We start from the raw sequence: 18,293 nt of genomic DNA, 5'->3' as shown, positions 1-18,293 counted from the left end.
TCATCAATAAGATGATGGATTGTACCACTTGATACAAGTGATCGGCTATCTCCACGGCTCCACATCGAACCGATCGACATCCCTCAACAACTCCACTAGGCCCTTCACGGCATGGGCGATCAGCCGTTCGCCTTTCTCGGCCGTCGCAACACTCGCATTGCCGGCCACGCCTTGCACATTCAGATCCGACATCCTCCAGCCGAAGGCATGGGGGCCATAGGCGCGCAGATGTTTGAAGCGCTTGATGAAATCGGATTGCCGGGAAGGAAAATCCGCAGCTTTGGTCACGTCGACTTTCTCCGGGTGGAGCGCGAGCATGACCGAGGTCTCGATATCGCCGCCGTGGATATCGATGGCCTTGTCCTCTGGCGCAATCAACCCTTCCGGCACGCCGAAGCGCGTCCAACTGGTCGCGACGGCCAGCATTCCGAAGCGCAGGCGCGCTTCCGTCGCCACGATGGTCATCAGGGGTGAGTTGCCGCCATGGGCGTTCAACATGACGAATTTGCGGATGCCGAGGTGGTGCATGTTTTCGGCAATACCAAGCCATCGGTTGACAGCTTCGTCGAAGGCGAGTGTCTTGGTGCCGGTAATATCCATGTGCTCGATGGAGTAACCGATTGGCTCCACGGGCAAAAAAGTGACGGGCAAATCGGCTGGCAGCGCCGTCTTCAGGCGGGCGACGATGCCTGCCGCAATCAAGGTGTCGGTCTCGAAAGGCAGGTGGGGGCCGTGTTGTTCATGGGCGCCAAGCGGCAGGACGGCGATCCAGTTTGCCCGGTCCACTGGCGTCAGCGTCCTATCATTGTCATCGAAACGCGCCATAGGCTGTGCCATCTGCAGATGTGCCTCTTGTTTATGTCAATAAGCTGCGCAATGTCATATCGTGATGCTGCAGCGGCGGAAAGATCAACGGAATCACGATGGGTAAGAAGAACAAAGACGGGAAAAAAAGTAAGTCGGGTAAGAAGAAGGACCACGGCGACTACACGCTTGCCGATTTGTCGCCCGCGTTGACGCAGGCGGCACGGTCCATGCGCACGGTTCTGACGCGCAACCTGACGGCAAGCGGCCTTTACGCGGGCCAGGATGGCGTCATCCTCGCGCTGGCGGAGAGCGATGGCCTGCCGGCAGGGACGCTCGCGCAGAAGCTCGGCGTCAAGGCGCCGACCATGACCCGCACGATCGGGCGCATGGAAGCGCAGGGCTTCGTCGAGCGGCGGCCCGATGCCGCGGACGCCCGGTTGACAAAGGTCTATCTCACAGAGGCCGGGCGCAACAGCGTGACAGAGATCACCAGTTCGGCGGCGGTTTGCGATGAACTCGCCACACGCGGTTTTTCGGAGAAGGATGTCCGTTCGCTCGTGCGCCTGTTGAAGGCGATCGATGGCAATCTTCAGGCCGGCGACCATGAGGAAGATGATGGGGAATTCTAAGAATCCTAAAGGATTCGAGTTGCGCGGCGCGATTTAAGCTTTTAATTAAAGTTTTTAAATTCCGGAATCGTGAGACGCCGGGATCATATATTTGGCTGCGTTTCACGGGGAGGGGAGCGCATGGCGCAAAAGATAAAGCTTTCGACCATTGCAGAAACGCTGGGTATTTCAACGGCGACGGTATCTCTTGCCTTACGCGACAGCCCGCTGGTGGCGGTGAATACGCGTGAGAAGATCAAGGATCAGGCGCGCACGCTCGGCTATATCTATAACCGCCGCGCGGCGAGCCTCAGGACATCGCGATCCGGGATCATCGGCGTCGTCGTCCACGACATCATGAACCCGTTCTACGGGGAGATTCTGAAGGCGATCGAGAGCGAACTCGACCGCAGCCGCCATACGTTCATTCTCTCCAATCACTATGATTCGGTCGAGAAGCAGCGGACCTTCGTCGAAACCCTGCTGCAGCTCGGAGGCGATGGCATCATCATGTCGCCGGCAATCGGCACGCCGCCGGAAGATTTCGATCTGGCGGAGGAAAACGGCATGCCGGCCATCCTTGTCGCCCGTTCGATGGAGGGGCTGGATCTGCCGACCTTTCGCGGGGACGACAGCTACGGCATTTCGCTCGCAACGAATCACCTGATCAGCCTCGGTCACCGCACCATCGCGATGATCGGCGGCACGGACCAGACCTCCACCGGCCGTGATCGCTATCAGGGCTATGTGAACGCTCTGCGCAAGGCAGGCATCGAGGTCGATCCCAATCTGCGTATTCCCGGCGCTCGCTCCAAGCAGGGCGGTTTCGAGGCGGCGGTCCATCTCCTGTCATTGCCGCAGAAGCCGACGGCAGCCGTCTGCTGGAACGATCTCGTGGCCATTGGTTTGATGAACGGCATCTCCCGCGCTGGCCTCGTGCCGGGCAAGGATATTTCGGTTACCGGCTATGACGATCTGGAAGAGGCGGCGATCGCGACGCCGGCGCTGACGACGGTGTGGAACGGCCAGGCGGAGGTCGGAAGGCTTGCGGCGCGCGCGCTTTTGGATAGGTTGGCGGGCAGCCATGAGCCGGATGGTATTCATCTCATCAAGCCCGAAATGCGCATCCGTCAATCGACATCTCCCTACCAGGCGCGCCAATAGCGCCGAACCGCATCTTCAAGAGGAAAGATCATGTCCGATAATCGCGTCGCCGTCCTCGTTCCGGGGAAGATACACCCGCGTGTTCTCGAAACGCTCAACGGCCGCTTCGATATCGTCGCGCTCGATCGCAGCGAGAGCCCGAGGGTCGATGCGGAAACGGCGGCGCGTGTGCGTGGCGTAGCGGTGTCGGGTGGCTTCGATGCCGTCTGGATGGATGCCTTCCCCAATATCGAAGTCATCGCCAATTTCGGCGTCGGCTATGACGGCATCGATGTCCGCCATGCGGCTTCGAAGGGCATCGTGGTTACCAACACGCCCGATGTGCTCAACGATGAGGTGGCCGATACGGCGATTGCCTTGCTGCTGAACACGCTGCGGCAGTTTCCGCAAGCGGAAACCTGGCTGCGTGAGGGTCGCTGGGTGAAGGAAGGGCCTTTTCCGCTCTCGCCTTTCTCCCTGAAGGGGCGTCGCGTCGGCATCTACGGTCTCGGCCGGATCGGCCTGGAGATCGCCAGACGGCTGGAGCCGTTCAAGGTGAAGATCGGCTATCACACGCGCTCGCCGCGCGACTCCTTGCCTTACGACTACTATCCGACCCTGAAGGAGATGGCACAATCGGTGGATACGCTGATCTCCATCGTGCCGAAGACGCCGGAAACGCACAAGGTCATCAATGCCGAGATCCTGTCGGCGCTCGGACCGCAGGGCGTGTTCATCAATGTCGGGCGCGGCTGGTCGGTGGATGACGATGCGCTGATCGCAGCCCTGCGGAACGGCACGCTTGGCGCTGCCGGCCTTGATGTTTTCTACGATGAGCCATACGTCCCTGCTGCCTATCTCTCGCTGCCGAATATCTCGCTGCTACCGCATGTGGCATCCGCCTCGGTGCCGACGCGCAACGCGATGGCAGATCTCGTGGCGGACAATATCATCGCATGGTTCGGCAAGGGCGCCGCGCTGACCCCGGTACCGGAGACCCCGGTGAAATCGAAGGCTTGATCAAATGGCTTGCTGGTGGCGAGGGGCGGCCAAAGGCTGCTCCTTGCTCGCCGCATAATCGCGCACGGCATCGCCGAAGGCGACAAACAGCTTGCGTGAAGGCGAATCGGTTTCCGCCCAATATTCCGGATGCCACTGCACGCCGACGGCGAAGGCCTTGGCGTCGATGACCGAGACGGCTTCGATCGTGCCGTCTTCGGCGACGGCTTCCACCTGCAGCCGCGGCGCCGTTTCGGCGATCGCCTGACGGTGCAGCGAGTTTACGCGCACTTCGCCGGGGCCGACGACGCGGGCGATGCAGGAACCTTCCTTGACGAACACGCTTTGGCGGATCGAATACATCGTGTCGCGATCGACATTCGGCGGTTTGCGGTGATCCCAGATGCCCGGCTGCTCCTGGATTTCGCTGGCGAGCGTGCCGCCCAGCGCGACGTTCAGCTCCTGGATGCCGCGGCAGATGGCGAGCATCGGGATGGCACGATCGATGGCACGGCGAATGAGTGGCAGCGACGTGGCGTCGCGGGCCGGATCAAAAGGACCGTCGCTCTCGCGCGCTTCCATGCTGTAGAGCGAGGGGTGCACGTTGCTGGCGGAGCCGGAGACGAGCAGGCCGTCGACTCGGTCGAGAATGGCGTCGATATCGTTGCCGTCTTCCATCGCCGGGACGATCAGTGCCATCAGGCCCGCAGCTTTGACGGCTGCCCGGATGTATTGCTGCTGCACCGCATGCCAAGTCACGCCATCGAATTCGCGGATATCGGCAGGAATGGCGACGATCGGTCTGGGCATGCAAGGCTCCGGAGAAGTGCAAAACTATCGGGGTTAGTTGAGACCCCGGCATGAATATGGTGTCAATGCCGGGGCGGGTCAAATCTAAGCGAAGAGCGACGCTTCAGCAACGCGGACTGGTTGCGAAGAGGCTTTGTTTCCGTTCGTCATGACGATGTACAGGAATCGCCATAATGCAGTGCAAAAGCAACCTTGAAAGACAAACCACGGCGTGATTAGCTCCATCACTTGCGCCATATCGGGAGAGCATGTTTCCCGCAATGCCATCTGTACGGGAGGTTTCGATGGATCGCCGTTCGTTCATCAGGCGGGCCGGAGCGGTTGGCGCGGGCGCGGCCGCCTCGGCGCTCGCCAGTCCCGCTGTGGCTCAGGAATATCCGAAGATCACCTGGAAGATGACCTCTTCCTTTCCGAAGAGCCTGGATACGATCTATGGCGGCGCGGAGGACATCGCCACGCATGTTTCGGAAGCGACGGGCGGCAATTTCGTCATCCAGACCTATGAAGCGGGCGAGATCGTGCCCGGCGCGCAGGCGGCCGACGCGGTGAGCGCCGGGACGGTCGATGCCGCCCACACCTGTTCCTATTATTTCTGGACCAAGGACCCGACCTATGCCATCGGCACGGCTCTGCCGTTCGGCCTTAATGCCCGGCTCTCCAATGCTTGGTTCTACCAGGGCAACGGCAACAAGCTGATGAACGAGTTTTACGCCACGCAGGGCATTTTCGGCCTGCCGGCCGGCAATACCGGCGTGCAGATGGGCGGTTGGTTCCGCAAGGAAATCAATACGCTGGACGATCTCAAGGGCCAGAAGATGCGCATTGCTGGCCTGGCCGGAAAGGTCATCGAAAAGATCGGCGTCGTGCCGCAACAGGATATCCCGATCAATGACGTATTTGCCGCGCTCGACAAAGGTACGATCGATGCGGTGGAGTGGGTCGGCCCTTATGACGATCTGAAACTCGGTTTCCAGAAGATCGCCAAATATTATTACTATCCCGGATGGTGGGAAGGGGGTGCCGTCGTGCACGCCTTCTTCAATCTGGAAAAATGGAACGCGCTGCCGAAGAATTATCAGGCGATCCTCGCGGATGCTTGCTCCTTTGCCAACACCAACATGCTGGCGAAATACGATGTGAAAAATCCGCAGGCGTTGAAGGAGATCGTCAAGCAGGGCGTGACGTTGCGCCCGTTCAGCCAGGAAATTCTCGAGGCGTGTTTCCAGGCGGCTATGGGAATCTATGCTGATCTCTCGAAATCGAACAATTATTTCAAGCGGATCTATGATGATCAGGTTGCTTACAAGAAGGATGCCTATCTCTGGATGCAACTTTCCGAATACACTTTCGATACCTTCATGATGATCCAGCAGAGGGCGGGCAAACTTTGACCGGTCGCGCCCCTATTTTCAGTGATTTGTGTTTTAGCAATTGATGATTGAAGAAATATAGTCTGAGTAGAATCAGTTTTAACCGATTGCACGAATACGATGCAAAATATCACTCAAAATTAGTGTAAGTAACCGAGATGATTAGAAAATCCGTCCAGATACCCACTATTTGGGCAATCAAATTTTAAAAAGTTTCAACTAGAGTGCCTGCCGCATCAGGGGAACTCTGAATGAAGCCTCAAAGCCCGGACACGGTACCGACAGATGTTTATCTGTCGTTCGTAAGTTCGCTTTTCGGAAACCGTAAAACGTTGTTTACGGGTGTGTTCGTTCACGTCCTCACGTATGTCATCGTGTTCTTGAGCACGGATGCGAGCATCTATCTCGGTCTCTGTCTCGCCTTTATCGCCGTTTTCGCTTTCCGCATGTATTCCTTCTGGCAGTTTGACGCCGCCAATAAGCATGCCTTTTCGCGCGCCGATATCGCGCGTTGGGAAACGCGCTATGTGCTCGGCGCCGCAGGGACGGCAGGTATTCTCGGCATCGGTAGCGGCTACGCGATCCTGATCGTCCAGGATCCGTTGGCGGAGTTCATCTGTATCGCTGTGACCATGGCATCGATGGTGTCGATCGTCGGCCGCAATTATGGTTCGCAGAAGGCGATCGACCTGCAGACCATGGCCTGCTGCCTGCCGATCATCATCGCTTGCCTGATGTCGGAGCAGCTTTACAAGTCCATCGTCTCCATCATGCTCGTGCCCTTCGGGTTGACGACGCGTTCGATGGCCAATGGCGTGCGCGAATTTCTCTATAAGAATGTCATCGCTTCGCGTGAGATATCGTTGATTGCCGACCGGTTCGACACGGCGCTCAACAATATGACGCACGGCTTGTTCATGCTGGATGCCGACAATCGCATCCTGGTGGTGAACCGCAAAGCCTGCGAGCTTTTGAATCTGGCGCATCAGGAGCAGCTCCGGGACTGCGAATTCGACGTCGTGCTGCGCTATGGCGCCCGCCATGCCTTCATCGACGGCTCGCTGCCCGGCCTGATCCAGCGGCAGATGGCGCAGCTCGTCAGCGGCTCGATATCGCGCACCCTCATTCAGTTCAATGAGGATCTGTTTCTGGAGTTTTCGGCAAGCCGCCGCGCCGACGGCATTGTCATTCTGATTTTCGAGGACGTGACGCCGCGCATTCGCGCCGAGCGCAAGATCCTGCATATGGTGCGCTTCGACCCACTGACCGGCCTGCCGAACCGCGAATATTTCGTTGACCTCGTAAAGGAAAAGCTGGCCGCTCGCACCCGCGAGAGCCAGATTGGTCTTCTGGTTCTCGATGTGGACGACTTTAAGCACGTCAATGATACCAAGGGGCATTTTATCGGTGATCGGCTGCTGGTCGCCATAGCCGCGCGGCTGAAGGAAAGGGCGGGAGATATGGCGCTTTCCGCTCGCCTCGTCGGGGATCAATTTGTCTTGTTTTTCCCGAATGAGGATGGCGAGCCGGATCTGGATAGCCGCATTCGTGCGCTGCACGCCGCCATGGCCGGTCTCTACGATGTCGACCGCAATAGTTTCCGCGTTTCCTTCAGCGGTGGCTATGTGACCATGTCGAGCCGCGATTTCCGTCCGGAGGAGTGGCGGATCAAGGCCGATCTGGCGCTGTTCGAAACCAAGTCGCGAATGAAGGGTGGATGCTCTGCCTTCGAGGAGGAAATGGATGCGCGCTACGTTGAGCGGCAGAAGCTGAAAGAGGATCTGCGCGAGGCCATCGAGGGCGGCAAGCTGCATGCCGTCTATCAGCCGATGTTCGCGCCGGATGGCAGCCGCATCGATTGCTGCGAAGCTCTGTCGCGGTGGGTACATCCGGAAAAAGGCTCGATTCCACCGAACGTCTTCGTGCAGATCGCCGAGGAAATGGGCATCGTGACTGGCATCACCCGCTTCATGCTCAATCAGGCCTGCCGAGACTGCGCCACCTGGCCGGAGTCGATCTCGGTCTCGGTCAATCTCTCGGCACAGGACCTACGCAGCAACGACATCGTCACCATGGTCATGGAAGCGCTCGATGCATCGGGGCTGGACCCGTCGCGGCTGCATCTGGAAGTCACCGAAAGCTGCTTGATGGATGAAATTGCGATCGTGCGGTCCATTCTCGTCGACCTGCGTACCAGGGGCATCACCATCGCCATCGATGATTTCGGCACCGGCTTCTCCAGTCTCAGCTATCTCGATACGTTGCCGGTGGATATCGTCAAGATCGACCGCTCTTTCGTCCGCGACATCACCACGGACAGCCGCCGTTTCAAGCTCCTGTGCGGCATCGCCGATCTTTCACGGGCTCTCAGCCTGGAAATCGTTATCGAGGGCGTGGAGACGCCGGAGCAGCTATCGCTCATTGAACAGTATGATCTGGCCGACATCGTCCAGGGCTACGTGTTTTCAGTTCCTGTGCCGCGGGATAGCATCGTCGAAATGGTGGACAATATCGGCCGCCACCAGCCGGCCATCCGGCAGGATAATGTGGCTTAGGCCTCGCCAAGCCGGCCAATCGCGAACGTTCTTCGTATTTGCCGCGGCCGTCGCGCCGAACTCATTCTTTCCAGCATAACCCCACCCGCCTCAGTGGTACGCAGGCATTTCCGCGACCGATACTTCCTTGCCTACCGTAACGATAGGCTCTTCCCAGCAAAATGGGAGGAGTGGCCAGCGAATCTACAATAATTAATAAATAAGAATTTGTGAATATTCGAATCTATACCGGTATCTGTAGTCAAAAAATTAACCTTAACGAACAAATAATTAATAAAAATTGAATCTAATATTGATCAATTTTTTGATTAATACCAATAATGGTCCGTTAAAATTACGGATAGCGAACATGTCTTATATGAGTACTTTGCAAAATAGCTTCGCCGGCAAGCTAATGGAGGTGCTTGATCACGTTGAATACCGCCGGATAGAGAGCAGCGAGGACATGGAGGATGTCGCCCGCCTGCGTTACAAGGCCTACAAAGCGCGTGAGGTTTTGCCGGTTGCGGCCAAGACCATGATCGACGAGATCGATTTCGACGAGCAGGCCTACGTTTTCGGCGTTTACTACTACGAAGAGCTGGTGAGCACGGTGCGAATACACCATGTCACGCCGGATCATCGCGTTTGCCAGTCGACCGGCATTTTTCCCGATGAAATTCATGCCTTTCTCGATGCCGGCATGACGCTGATCGATCCGGCGCGTTTCGCCATCGATCCCGAGTTCGAGCTTGAAATGCCGGCTCTGCCTTATCTGACGCTCAGACCGGCAATCGTCGGCGCCATCTATTTTGACACCGACCGCGTCATGCAGCATATCCGCCCAGCGCATGCCGCCTTCTACAAACGTGTCTTCTATGCCGATACTATCGTGCCGCCACGCATGACGGAGACCTATGGTTTCGAACTGACGCTGCTTGCTTCGCGGTCGAAGGAGATTCGCGGCAAGTTGATGGAACGATACCCATTCTTCGATTCGGAACCTTATGAGCGGCGGATGATGTTCTCCCGCGATGCTGAAGGTGGCACGCATCCCCTCACTGTTCTGCCGACGGCGCGAATGGCTGCAGGCGGCCGTGCCGCCGCTCGGCAGCAATTCGGCTAAGCCTTCTTGAGCCTCTGCGGCGTTCTCGTGCATTGCATTTTTCGCCGCTTTGTGTAACGCCTCGATTGAGGAAATTTGGCTGCGGTGTTTCGTAGAGATTCACCGCAGCTTTCGAGGCTGAACTCCAGTCGACCGGCGATTGCAAAAGCAGGTCGGGGGAGCGGATTGAGGGGAGATTTTTGAATGGCCGAACATCATACCGGACCGGTCGAGACGGGTGCTCCGATGGATTACAGGGAGCACGACAAGACCTACCATGGGTTTCTTTTCGTCGCCAGGGTCGGATCGGCGATCATCGCCGCGCTTTTGATAGCGATGGCGGCCGGTTTCTTCGGTCATGCCGGCTTCCTCGGCGGTCTGCTTATTTTCGGCGTTCTATCATTCATTGGCTCCATACTCGTGCGCTGATATTCCAGCGCGCTGATCGATGCAGGGCCGTCCGGCCCGCGCCTTCCCCGGAATGCTAGCCTGGTTCTGCAGGCTATTGCGCTGCTGTATTCAGCGGCGCTGTCGTTTGACGCGAGGTGGTATCGTTGGGCAATCTGGTTTTTGTCGCCAAAGAGACCGTGGCGGATGAGACGCGTGTTGCCGCGTCCATCGAAACGGTGAAGAAAATGAGAGGCCTTGGCTTTGACATTGTGGTCGAAGCGGGTGCCGGCGCTTTGTCGCGCATTCCGGACGGTGAATACGAAGCCATCGGCGCGCGGATCGGCTCCGTTCACGATGCAGCCCAGGCTGATGTCATTCTCAAGGTGCGCCGGCCGACCGGCGGGGAGATTGCCGGTTACAAGAGCGGCGCGATCGTTATCGCCATCATGGATCCCTATGGCAACGAAGCGGCGCTCGCCGACATGGCGCGAGCCGGGCTGACGAGCTTCGCCATGGAGTTGATGCCGCGCATCACCCGTGCGCAGTCGATGGACGTGCTGTCATCGCAGGCCAATCTTGCCGGTTATCAGGCCGTGATCGAGGCCGCCGCGGTTTATGATCGGGCTTTGCCGATGATGATGACGGCGGCCGGAACAGTGCCGGCGGCGAAGGTCTTCGTCATGGGTGCGGGCGTCGCCGGCCTGCAGGCGATCGCCACCGCGAGGCGATTGGGTGCACAGGTATCGGCCACCGACGTCCGTCCTGCGGCCAAGGAGCAGGTCGCCTCGCTCGGCGCGAAATTCGTTGCCGTCGAGGATGAAGAGTTCAAGGCGGCGGAAACGGCCGGCGGCTATGCCAAGGAGATGTCGAAAGACTATCAGGCCAAGCAGGCGGCCCTCGTTGCCGAACATATCTCCAAGCAGGATATCGTCATCACTACGGCCTTGATTCCCGGCCGCCCGGCGCCACGGCTCGTCAGCCGCGAGATGCTGAAGGCGATGCGCCCCGGCGCAGTCGCCGTCGATCTCGCCGTCGAACGTGGCGGCAATATCGAGGGTGTCGGATTCGGAACCGTGTCCGATGTCGAGGGCGTCAAGGTGATCGGATATCCCAATCTGGCGGGCCGCATTCCGGCGAGCGCGTCTGCACTCTATGCCAAGAACCTCGTCACCTTCCTGGAAACGATGGTCGACAAGAATAGCAAGAGCCTCGGGCTTAACCGGGCCGACGAGCTGATCAAGGCGACGATGCTGACGGATGCGGGCGAAGTTGTGCATCCGAACTTCGTCGACCCGGATCAGCCGACGGTCAACAAGGGAGATCTCTAGATGGCCAGCCAAGCAATGGATCAGGCGCTCCAGCAATTGAATGACGCCATCAGCGCCGTGAGGACCGCGGCTGCGCAGGCGCCGGAATCCGTCAGCGCCATCTCCGGCGGCGCGATCGATCCCTTCGTATTCGAATTGGCGATCTTCGCATTGGCGATCTTCGTCGGCTATTACGTGGTGTGGTCGGTCACTCCCGCCCTGCATACGCCGCTGATGGCTGTGACGAATGCCATTTCTTCGGTCATCGTCGTCGGTGCGCTTCTGGCGGTCGGCATTTCCGCCAGTGGGCTTGCCACCGGTTTCGGCTTCGTGGCGCTGGTGCTCGTCTCGGTCAATATTGTCGGCGGCTTCCTTGTTACCCAGCGCATGCTGGCGATGTACAAGAAGAAAGACAAGTGAGGACGGCATGCTGAGCAATATCGCTGCCTTCCTCTATCTCGTTTCCGGCGTGCTCTTCATCCTGGCGCTGCGCGGCCTGTCGCATCCGGCCACAAGCCGCCGCGGCAATCTCTACGGCATGGCCGGCATGGGTATCGCCATTGCCACGACGCTGGTTCTCGCCACACCCTCCTTCGGCGGCTTCGTGCTCATCATCCTCGGCCTCGCCATTGGTGGTGGGGCAGGGGCCTATATCGCCCGCGTCATTCCGATGACTTCGATGCCGCAGCTCGTCGCCGGTTTCCATTCGCTGGTCGGTCTGGCCGCCGTTCTGGTCGCCGCTGCGGCACTCTATACGCCGTCATCCTTCGGCATAGGCGCGATCGGCTCGATCCATCACGAGGCTCGCGTCGAAATGGCGATTGGCGTCGCGATCGGCGCGCTAACCTTCACCGGCTCTATCATCGCCTTCCTGAAGCTCGACGGCCGCATGTCCGGCAAGCCGATCCTGTTGCCCAACCGGCATATCATCAACGCCGTGTTGCTGGCGCTAATTGTGTTCTTCATCGTCGGCCTTGGTGTCAGCGAAAGCCACTTCGATTTCTGGGCGATCGTCGCCCTGGCTCTCGCGCTCGGCGTATTGCTGATCGTGCCGATCGGCGGCGCCGATATGCCCGTCGTCGTATCGATGCTGAATTCCTATTCCGGCTGGGCGGCGGCCGGGATCGGCTTCACACTCGGCAATCTGGCACTGATCATCACCGGTGCTTTGGTTGGCTCGTCGGGCGCGATCCTCAGCTATATCATGTGCAAGGGCATGAACCGCTCCTTCGTCTCCGTCATTCTCGGCGGCTTTGGCGGGGAGACGGCTTCCAGTGGCGCCGATAACAGCGACAAGACGGTGAAGCTCGGCTCGGCTGAGGACGCTGCTTACTTGATGGCCAATGCATCGAAAGTCATCATCGTGCCAGGGTATGGCATGGCGGTGGCGCAGGCCCAACATGCGCTGCGCGAAATGGCCGACAAGCTGAAGGCGAACGGCGTCGACGTGAAATACGCCATTCATCCCGTCGCCGGCCGTATGCCGGGCCATATGAATGTGCTGCTGGCCGAGGCCAATGTTCCTTATGACGAAGTCTTCGAGCTGGAAGATATCAATTCGGAATTTGCCCAGGCCGATGTCGCCTATGTCATCGGTGCCAACGACGTCACCAATCCGGCCGCACGCGACGACAAGACGTCACCGATCTACGGCATGCCGATCCTTGATGTCGACAAAGCCAAGACCTGCCTCTTCGTCAAACGTTCTCTCGGCTCCGGTTATGCCGGCATCGACAACACGCTGTTCTATAAGGACGGCACGATGATGCTGCTCGGTGACGCCAAAAAGGTCACCGAGGAGATCGTCAAGGCGATGAATGGGTGACTCCCGTCTCCCTAACAAGGGAGATGCAGGGCACGGGAGGCTACGAAGGCGCTGCATGTGGGCGATCTGCAAGAATCGCCCTTACTTTACCTTCTCAAATCGACGCAGGTGCCAGGGTCATCTTCTCAACGCCAACGGCGACGTTGACGCCTTCCTGGGCCTGGACGTTGAGGGGCTGCAGCATGAAGGCTCTGTTGGTGCCGCCGGCGATAACCTTGGCGCCGCCACCGGCGGCAAAGCTGGCATCGGCGCCAACGCCGTAATATTCGCCGGCCAGCGCGATATCGGTGAATGGTGTGCCGGTCTTGGCGAGCACAGCCCATATCATGACGCTGCGGCCGGTAACGCCGAGATCGACACCGTATTTCTGGATCATGCCGGCATAACGCGCATTCGGTCCGCCGCCGCTCGGTTCAAACGTACACATCAGGTTTTTCTGGGACATGATGATCATGCCCGTCGATCCCTTCGACGTGCAGGTGAGCGTGCCGAGAGTGGAATAGTCTGCGGAGGCCGCAGGCGCAGCCCATACGGCAGCGGACAGCGCTGCGGACGCTAGAATAATGTGTTTCAGCATGGTCGTTCTCCTTTGGATTGACCAATGATGAAACTGGAACGGCTCCTGTGGTTGAAATGTTCCGGAAGGGGCTGTGGGCTATGCCCGCTCTCGTTCGCGCTCCATGGTGCTGCGCAGTGCGTTCAGCACCCAGATGAGGCCTGTCGAACGGAAGTCGATCTCGACGCTGCCGCTGAAGGCAGCGGCCGCATGCGCCTTGGTGACGGTCGTGCCGAAGCCCGTAATTGACGGCGTCTTGACGATCGGGCCGCCGCTTTCCGTCCAGGTGAGCCGGATCATTTGTCCGATCTCGCCGTCTGCGGTCGTCCATTCGATGGTGATTTTTCCTTCGGGAGCGGAGAGCGCGCCGTATTTCACCGAATTCGTCGCCAGCTCGTGCAGGATCAGGCCGAGATTCTGCACGGCTTCCGGCTTGAGCAGGAAATCCCTGCCCTTGATATCGAGTTGTTGCGGCCCCTGGAGGAAGGTGGCCAGATGAATGTCGATCACCCGCCGTAGCGACACGCCGGACCATTGTTCGCTGGTCAGGACTTCGATCGAGCGCGCCAGCCCTTCCAGCCGGTCGGCGACCGCGCGTTGAAAGGTGTCGACGCTGTCGGTTTGCCGGGCGAGCTGACGGGTCATCGCCTGGGCGAGTGCCAGCAGGTTCTTGGTGCGATGAACAAGTTCATGCATGACGAAATGCAGCCGGTCCTCGGTTTCGCTGCGATCGAAGGATGCGTTGGAAAGCGCGATGGCCATCTGATTGGCCTCGATGACACTGGTTTCGATCGGCGAAACGATCTCGCCCCGGCCCATGCGGTCTGCCATATCGGCGATATCCTGGATGGTGGTGCGCACTTGACGGGCCAGTGCATAGACCGCAATCAGCGCGATCAACAGAAGCGTGACGCCACCATAGATCAGGAAGCGCCAGGTGCTCATCAGCGAAGCCTGCGCCGGGGCAATCGGCCCCCAGACAACGGCCTTCCACGACCAGCCGGGAATTTGTGCATAGCCGAGCAGCGAGTGCGGCAGGACTTTCTCATCCTGATAGACGCCGCTTGAGGCAATTAGTTTCGCCAGGATATCCTTGTTGAATGGATCGCCAGGGGAATGATTGGCGGGGCCGCTGGCGGCAACGATATGGCCGGAACTGTCGATGACCGCAGCCGACCAGCCCGGCGCGAGGGCATCGGTCGTCACGAGTTTGGCGAGTTCATCGGCATCCTGTGTCATGGCCAGGGCCGCACCGGCCGGAGAATGATAGAGCGGCAGGGTGACGTTGTAGACCCAGCGATGGATGACCGATCCGATAAAGACGTCCGAAGCCTCGATGCGGCCTGAATCGAGGGCCGATTGCAAGGCGGCCATATTGCCAGTCTTGCCGAGCGGCTTGCTGAGCGGCCAGCGCGTGTTCAGCCGCATCTGACCGTCCTTGTCCAGAAGCAGGACGAAAAGCGAATCGGTGCGCAGCACCGTCTCTGTCCGGTCGAAGAAGGTGGCGATATCGTTGCGTTCCAGCTCCGGCGAGGAGGAGAGCAGTCGCAGGGTCGTCGCCATGTCCTGCAATTGCCGGTCGATGGTACGCGCCAGTGCCTGGGCGTCCTGAACCGTATCGCGCTTCAGCACATCGCGCTCGTTGCTTTCGAGCTGGACCAGCAGCAATGCCACGAAAGCCAGAATCGGCAAAGCAATCGCCAGTGCTATGGCGATCAGGTAAGCCCCAATCGAAGCCTTCGGGAAACGCGGCTTATTCATAGTGCGATCAACCGATCGGATCACCATAGGAATAAAAAGCGTCCACCCACGCGGGAATATTGGTCTTGATCACCATGTCGAGCGCCCCCATGCTTTTACCCGAGCAGCATGCTCTCGAAAGGGCCATGTTAGGGCTCGGTAAATTGCGTTGCAACATATGAAAAGTCACCGTCGTTAAATCGTAAATGATACCAGACACTTTGGAGGTGAGCGGCATCGGTTTGAGGTTAGGATGTACGAGTCATTAGCCTGTCGCCGCAAATCGGGACAGGCGGAATGGCGCAAGCTCAGGGTTGAGATTCCCGTCGACAATCTCCGCCGCCGCAAGCGAGCCGACAAGCGGCGCCAGCGTCACGCCGGAATGCAGGACGGCGAGATAAAGGCCCGGCGCGGCATCGACTCCGCCGATGATCGGGAAACCGTCTTTCGGGGTCGGCCGATAGCCGACCGTATAAAAATCGAGTTCGAGCTTGTCGCCGCCGCGCAGCATGGCTTTGACCTTGGCAAAAAGTTCGTCGGCGGCCTTTTGCGGTTCGTCGCCTGGATCGGTACCGCCGAAATCGCTGCCGGCAATGATCCGGCCTTCCATCGTCTGGCGCATATGCAACTCTGACGCTAGGACGAGGCCATTCAGCAATCGCGGAACGGGACGGGAATGAACGATCAGGCCCGGCGGCGTTTCGACTGGCACATCGATGCCGACGGATGCAGCGAGTGCTGCCGTGCCGCCGCCGGCAGCAAGAACGACATGATCGGCAAGCAGCGCTCCATTGGCCGTTTCAACGCCGATGATCCTGCCGTTCTCCCGTAAGAGCCGCCTAACCTCTGCGCCATAGGACAGCGTCGCACCGTGGCGGGCGGCATCCTCCAACAGCAAATTGGCGGCGGCAACCGGCTCGACGGCGCCTTCTTCGGCGACATGCAGCGCAAACGCAGGCGGATTGGCGAGATTGGGTTCGAGAGCGGCGCTTGTTTCGCGATCGACTCGCCGCAGACCATAGCCCCAACCGCCCTGCCGCGTGGCATAGGCCTCCAATTCGGCTTCCGGCAGATCCCAGCAGAGCCCGCCGCACCAGGAAAGCGGCAGGCCGGGAACGTCAGCCGCCAGCCGCGACCATTCCGCCATCGAGCGGCGACGGAAATGGAAATAGAATTCGGGATTGCCCCAACTGGCATTGATCCAGGCGAAAGAACGCGGCGTCGCCTCGCCGCCGGCATTTGCCGCGATCACCGTGACGGATGCGCCCTTGCGCGCCAAATGCCAGGCGATGGAAGCGCCGATGATGCCGGCGCCGACGACGATGATTTTCTGAGGAGGAGGCATGCGCGTCTCTCGTCCGATAAGGTCGGAGGGAGACTATGCGTTCAACAGCGCAAAGAAAAGCCGCCGGACGGATGATCGCGCGGCGGCCCACTGTTGTTCTCTGGCAGTTGTGGCAGAAAAAGCGCCATGCGCTTTTCCTGCAACTATTTTAGGCGCCCGCCCCGACGCGCGCCAGACCATCTTTGGCCGGCTGGTAGCTCGGATCGAGGTTGACGGCATGCTGATAGGAACGGCGGGCCTTGGCCTTGTCGCCACGACGCTCATAAACGAAGGCCTGGTTGGCCCAGGATTCGGCGACCTTGTTGTTGAGGTCGATCGCGTGGTTGAAATCGGCGAAGGCGTTGTCGTCGTCGTTCTGCGCGAGATAGGAGATACCGCGGCTGTTATAGGGCTCGGGCGAATTCGGCGAGAGCGAGATTGCCTTGGAGAAGTCGTCGATCGCCTTATCCTGCTGATTACGCTTCTGATAGATCACGCCGCGGCCGTTATAGGCGCGGCCATCCGTCGTGCCGAGGCTGATCGCCTTGGAGTAATCGTTGAACGCGTCGTTGTCGCGGCCGGACTGACGATAGAGATTGCCGCGGCCGATATAGGCGACGTCATAATTGGAATTGATCTGCAGCGCGGCATTATAATCAGCGACTGCTTCCGGTAGCTTGCCCATGTTGCGATAGATGAGCGCGCGGTTGGCATAGGCCTGATAGAACTTCGGATTGATCTGGATAGCCTGGTTGAAGTCTGCCAGGGCTCGACTGAATTCGCCGCCGCGGCCATAGGCCGTGCCGCGGACGTTATAGCCTTCCGGATCCTGCGGATTGGCATTGATGACCGAGGTCAGCGACGCAATGTTTTCCGAAGAGCCCTGCGCCTTGTCGATGCGGATCACCGTATCGGTGGAGGCGGTCTGGCAGCCGGAAAGGCCGATTGCAGCGAGAAGAGCCAAAGCGGGCACAGCAGCGGCGCGCTTCGAAACAAAAAAAGACAGTTTCGAAGAGCGGAACTGTTTGGACGTCGTGATTGCCATTATCGGGTTCGCTTTCCCCATGCGTTATATCAGGCTGTTTTGATTAATTCCGTTTGCCCGGACAATAAATCAAAAAGGCGGCGGCGAAACGACTCGCCCCCGCCAGACATGCATCTGAAAACGTCGAAAAAACGACGATTAGCGTGCGACCAGACCTTCGCGCTGTGCACGCTTGCGCGCCAGCTTGCGAACACGGCGAACAGCTTCTGCCTTCTCGCGAGCACGCTTCTGCGACGGCTTTTCGTAATAGTCGCGCATCTTCATTTCGCGGAAAATACCTTCGCGCTGCATCTTCTTCTTGAGAGCGCGGAGAGCCTGATCGACATTGTTATCGCGGACAAGTACCTGCACGAGAATCACGTTCCTTTGGTTTGGTTGATGCCAGCGGCAACTGCAGCGCCAAGAGGCAAAACAATAACGTTCGCGCGGCCGCAGCCTTGCGATTGGTAAGGCGAGATAGCAGATCGGTTTGTCAAAGTCTAGCCGGATCGTGAGTTTACGGAGGAAAAAGCCGTTGTCGAGCGTGAATTGAGCCGGCGGCGGCGTCTCCGACATGCTTATGTCCGGATCATAGTGGTTTGTTCCCTGGCACCACAAGCGGGCTGAGCGCCAACCCAAGAATCAAATGGAATGCGGCGACCTGTTTCACTATTCTTTTTAACCGTGTCGAAAGGCGGTCCTGATTGCGTCGCAAAAGAGCCGTTGCGTCGGTTTTTGATTTGCGATTTGT

The 18,293-nt window shown here is 58.9% G+C and carries 17 protein-coding genes; 10 read left to right on the top strand and 7 right to left on the bottom strand.

Going from position 1 to position 18,293, the window contains the following annotated elements:
• Window positions 1–45: 45 nt before the first annotated feature.
• Window positions 46–837 (bottom strand): creatininase family protein, encoded by a 792-nt coding sequence (locus tag C9E91_RS15950; RefSeq protein WP_107109242.1) that lies wholly within the window; start codon window positions 835–837, stop codon window positions 46–48.
• An 86-nt stretch (window positions 838–923) separates the two neighbouring features.
• Here C9E91_RS15950 and C9E91_RS15945 point away from each other — a divergent pair, with 86 nt between their 5' ends.
• The 3 genes from C9E91_RS15945 (at window position 924) to C9E91_RS15935 (ending at window position 3,578) form a co-directional block, all read left to right on the top strand.
• A complete protein-coding gene (locus C9E91_RS15945; RefSeq protein WP_107109241.1) occupies window positions 924–1,436 on the top strand; it encodes a MarR family winged helix-turn-helix transcriptional regulator in 513 nt (170 codons plus the stop codon).
• Between the two features lie 120 nt (window positions 1,437–1,556).
• Window positions 1,557–2,579, top strand: a complete 1,023-nt coding sequence (locus C9E91_RS15940) for a LacI family DNA-binding transcriptional regulator (protein WP_107109240.1) — start codon at window positions 1,557–1,559, stop codon at window positions 2,577–2,579.
• A 30-nt stretch (window positions 2,580–2,609) separates the two neighbouring features.
• A complete protein-coding gene (locus tag C9E91_RS15935; RefSeq protein WP_107109239.1) occupies window positions 2,610–3,578 on the top strand; it encodes a 2-hydroxyacid dehydrogenase in 969 nt (322 codons plus the stop codon).
• On the opposite strand, the gene C9E91_RS15930 is transcribed toward C9E91_RS15935, so the two are convergent.
• Complete coding sequence (locus tag C9E91_RS15930) at window positions 3,579–4,367, bottom strand: gamma-glutamyl-gamma-aminobutyrate hydrolase family protein (protein WP_107109238.1); 789 nt, start codon at window positions 4,365–4,367, stop codon at window positions 3,579–3,581. It abuts the gene before it with no gap.
• A 284-nt stretch (window positions 4,368–4,651) separates the two neighbouring features.
• On the opposite strand from C9E91_RS15930, the gene C9E91_RS15925 reads away from it, so the two are divergent.
• The 7 genes from C9E91_RS15925 (at window position 4,652) to C9E91_RS15895 (ending at window position 12,898) form a co-directional block, all read left to right on the top strand.
• The gene (locus tag C9E91_RS15925; protein WP_107109237.1) at window positions 4,652–5,758 is read left to right on the top strand and encodes a TRAP transporter substrate-binding protein; all 1,107 of its coding nucleotides are present in this window, start codon (window positions 4,652–4,654) and stop codon (window positions 5,756–5,758) included.
• A 230-nt stretch (window positions 5,759–5,988) separates the two neighbouring features.
• A complete protein-coding gene (locus C9E91_RS15920; RefSeq protein WP_107109236.1) occupies window positions 5,989–8,292 on the top strand; it encodes a putative bifunctional diguanylate cyclase/phosphodiesterase in 2,304 nt (767 codons plus the stop codon).
• Between the two features lie 349 nt (window positions 8,293–8,641).
• On the top strand, window positions 8,642–9,397 hold the full coding sequence (locus tag C9E91_RS15915; RefSeq protein ID WP_107109235.1) for an N-acyl amino acid synthase FeeM domain-containing protein: 756 nt from the start codon (window positions 8,642–8,644) through the stop codon (window positions 9,395–9,397).
• Between the two features lie 183 nt (window positions 9,398–9,580).
• Window positions 9,581–9,805, top strand: coding sequence for an aa3-type cytochrome c oxidase subunit IV (locus C9E91_RS15910; RefSeq protein WP_107109234.1), 225 nt, complete (start codon window positions 9,581–9,583; stop codon window positions 9,803–9,805).
• A gap of 125 nt (window positions 9,806–9,930) precedes the next feature.
• Complete coding sequence (locus tag C9E91_RS15905) at window positions 9,931–11,094, top strand: Re/Si-specific NAD(P)(+) transhydrogenase subunit alpha (RefSeq protein WP_107109233.1); 1,164 nt, start codon at window positions 9,931–9,933, stop codon at window positions 11,092–11,094.
• Window positions 11,095–11,493: an NAD(P) transhydrogenase subunit alpha part 2 gene (locus tag C9E91_RS15900; RefSeq protein WP_107109232.1), complete on the top strand. Its 399-nt coding sequence runs from the start codon at window positions 11,095–11,097 to the stop codon at window positions 11,491–11,493.
• Window positions 11,494–11,503: 10 nt separating this feature from the next.
• Entirely contained in the window at window positions 11,504–12,898 is a 1,395-nt protein-coding gene (locus C9E91_RS15895) for an NAD(P)(+) transhydrogenase (Re/Si-specific) subunit beta (RefSeq protein ID WP_107109473.1), read from the top strand.
• A gap of 94 nt (window positions 12,899–12,992) precedes the next feature.
• Here C9E91_RS15895 and C9E91_RS15890 read toward each other — a convergent pair whose 3' ends face one another.
• The 5 genes from C9E91_RS15890 to rpsU form a co-directional block, all read right to left on the bottom strand.
• Entirely contained in the window at window positions 12,993–13,475 is a 483-nt protein-coding gene (locus tag C9E91_RS15890) for a DUF992 domain-containing protein (RefSeq protein ID WP_107109231.1), read from the bottom strand.
• 78 nt (window positions 13,476–13,553) lie between these two features.
• On the bottom strand, window positions 13,554–15,215 hold the full coding sequence (locus C9E91_RS15885) for a sensor histidine kinase (RefSeq protein ID WP_107109230.1): 1,662 nt from the start codon (window positions 15,213–15,215) through the stop codon (window positions 13,554–13,556).
• A 244-nt stretch (window positions 15,216–15,459) separates the two neighbouring features.
• Window positions 15,460–16,539 carry an NAD(P)/FAD-dependent oxidoreductase gene (locus C9E91_RS15880; protein ID WP_107109229.1) on the bottom strand — a complete coding sequence of 360 codons (1,080 nt, stop codon included), beginning with the start codon at window positions 16,537–16,539 and terminating at the stop codon, window positions 15,460–15,462.
• 148 nt (window positions 16,540–16,687) lie between these two features.
• Entirely contained in the window at window positions 16,688–17,563 is an 876-nt protein-coding gene (locus tag C9E91_RS15875) for a tetratricopeptide repeat protein (protein WP_107109228.1), read from the bottom strand.
• A gap of 138 nt (window positions 17,564–17,701) precedes the next feature.
• A complete protein-coding gene (gene rpsU, locus C9E91_RS15870) occupies window positions 17,702–17,914 on the bottom strand; it encodes a 30S ribosomal protein S21 (RefSeq protein WP_003585885.1) in 213 nt (70 codons plus the stop codon).
• Between the last annotated feature and the right edge of the window lie 379 nt (window positions 17,915–18,293).

The sequence above is a fragment of the Rhizobium sp. SEMIA4064 genome (assembly GCF_003025035.1).
Classification (GTDB): Bacteria; Pseudomonadota; Alphaproteobacteria; order Rhizobiales; family Rhizobiaceae; genus Rhizobium; species Rhizobium paranaense.
This window is presented reverse-complemented; position numbering and strand designations above follow the sequence as displayed.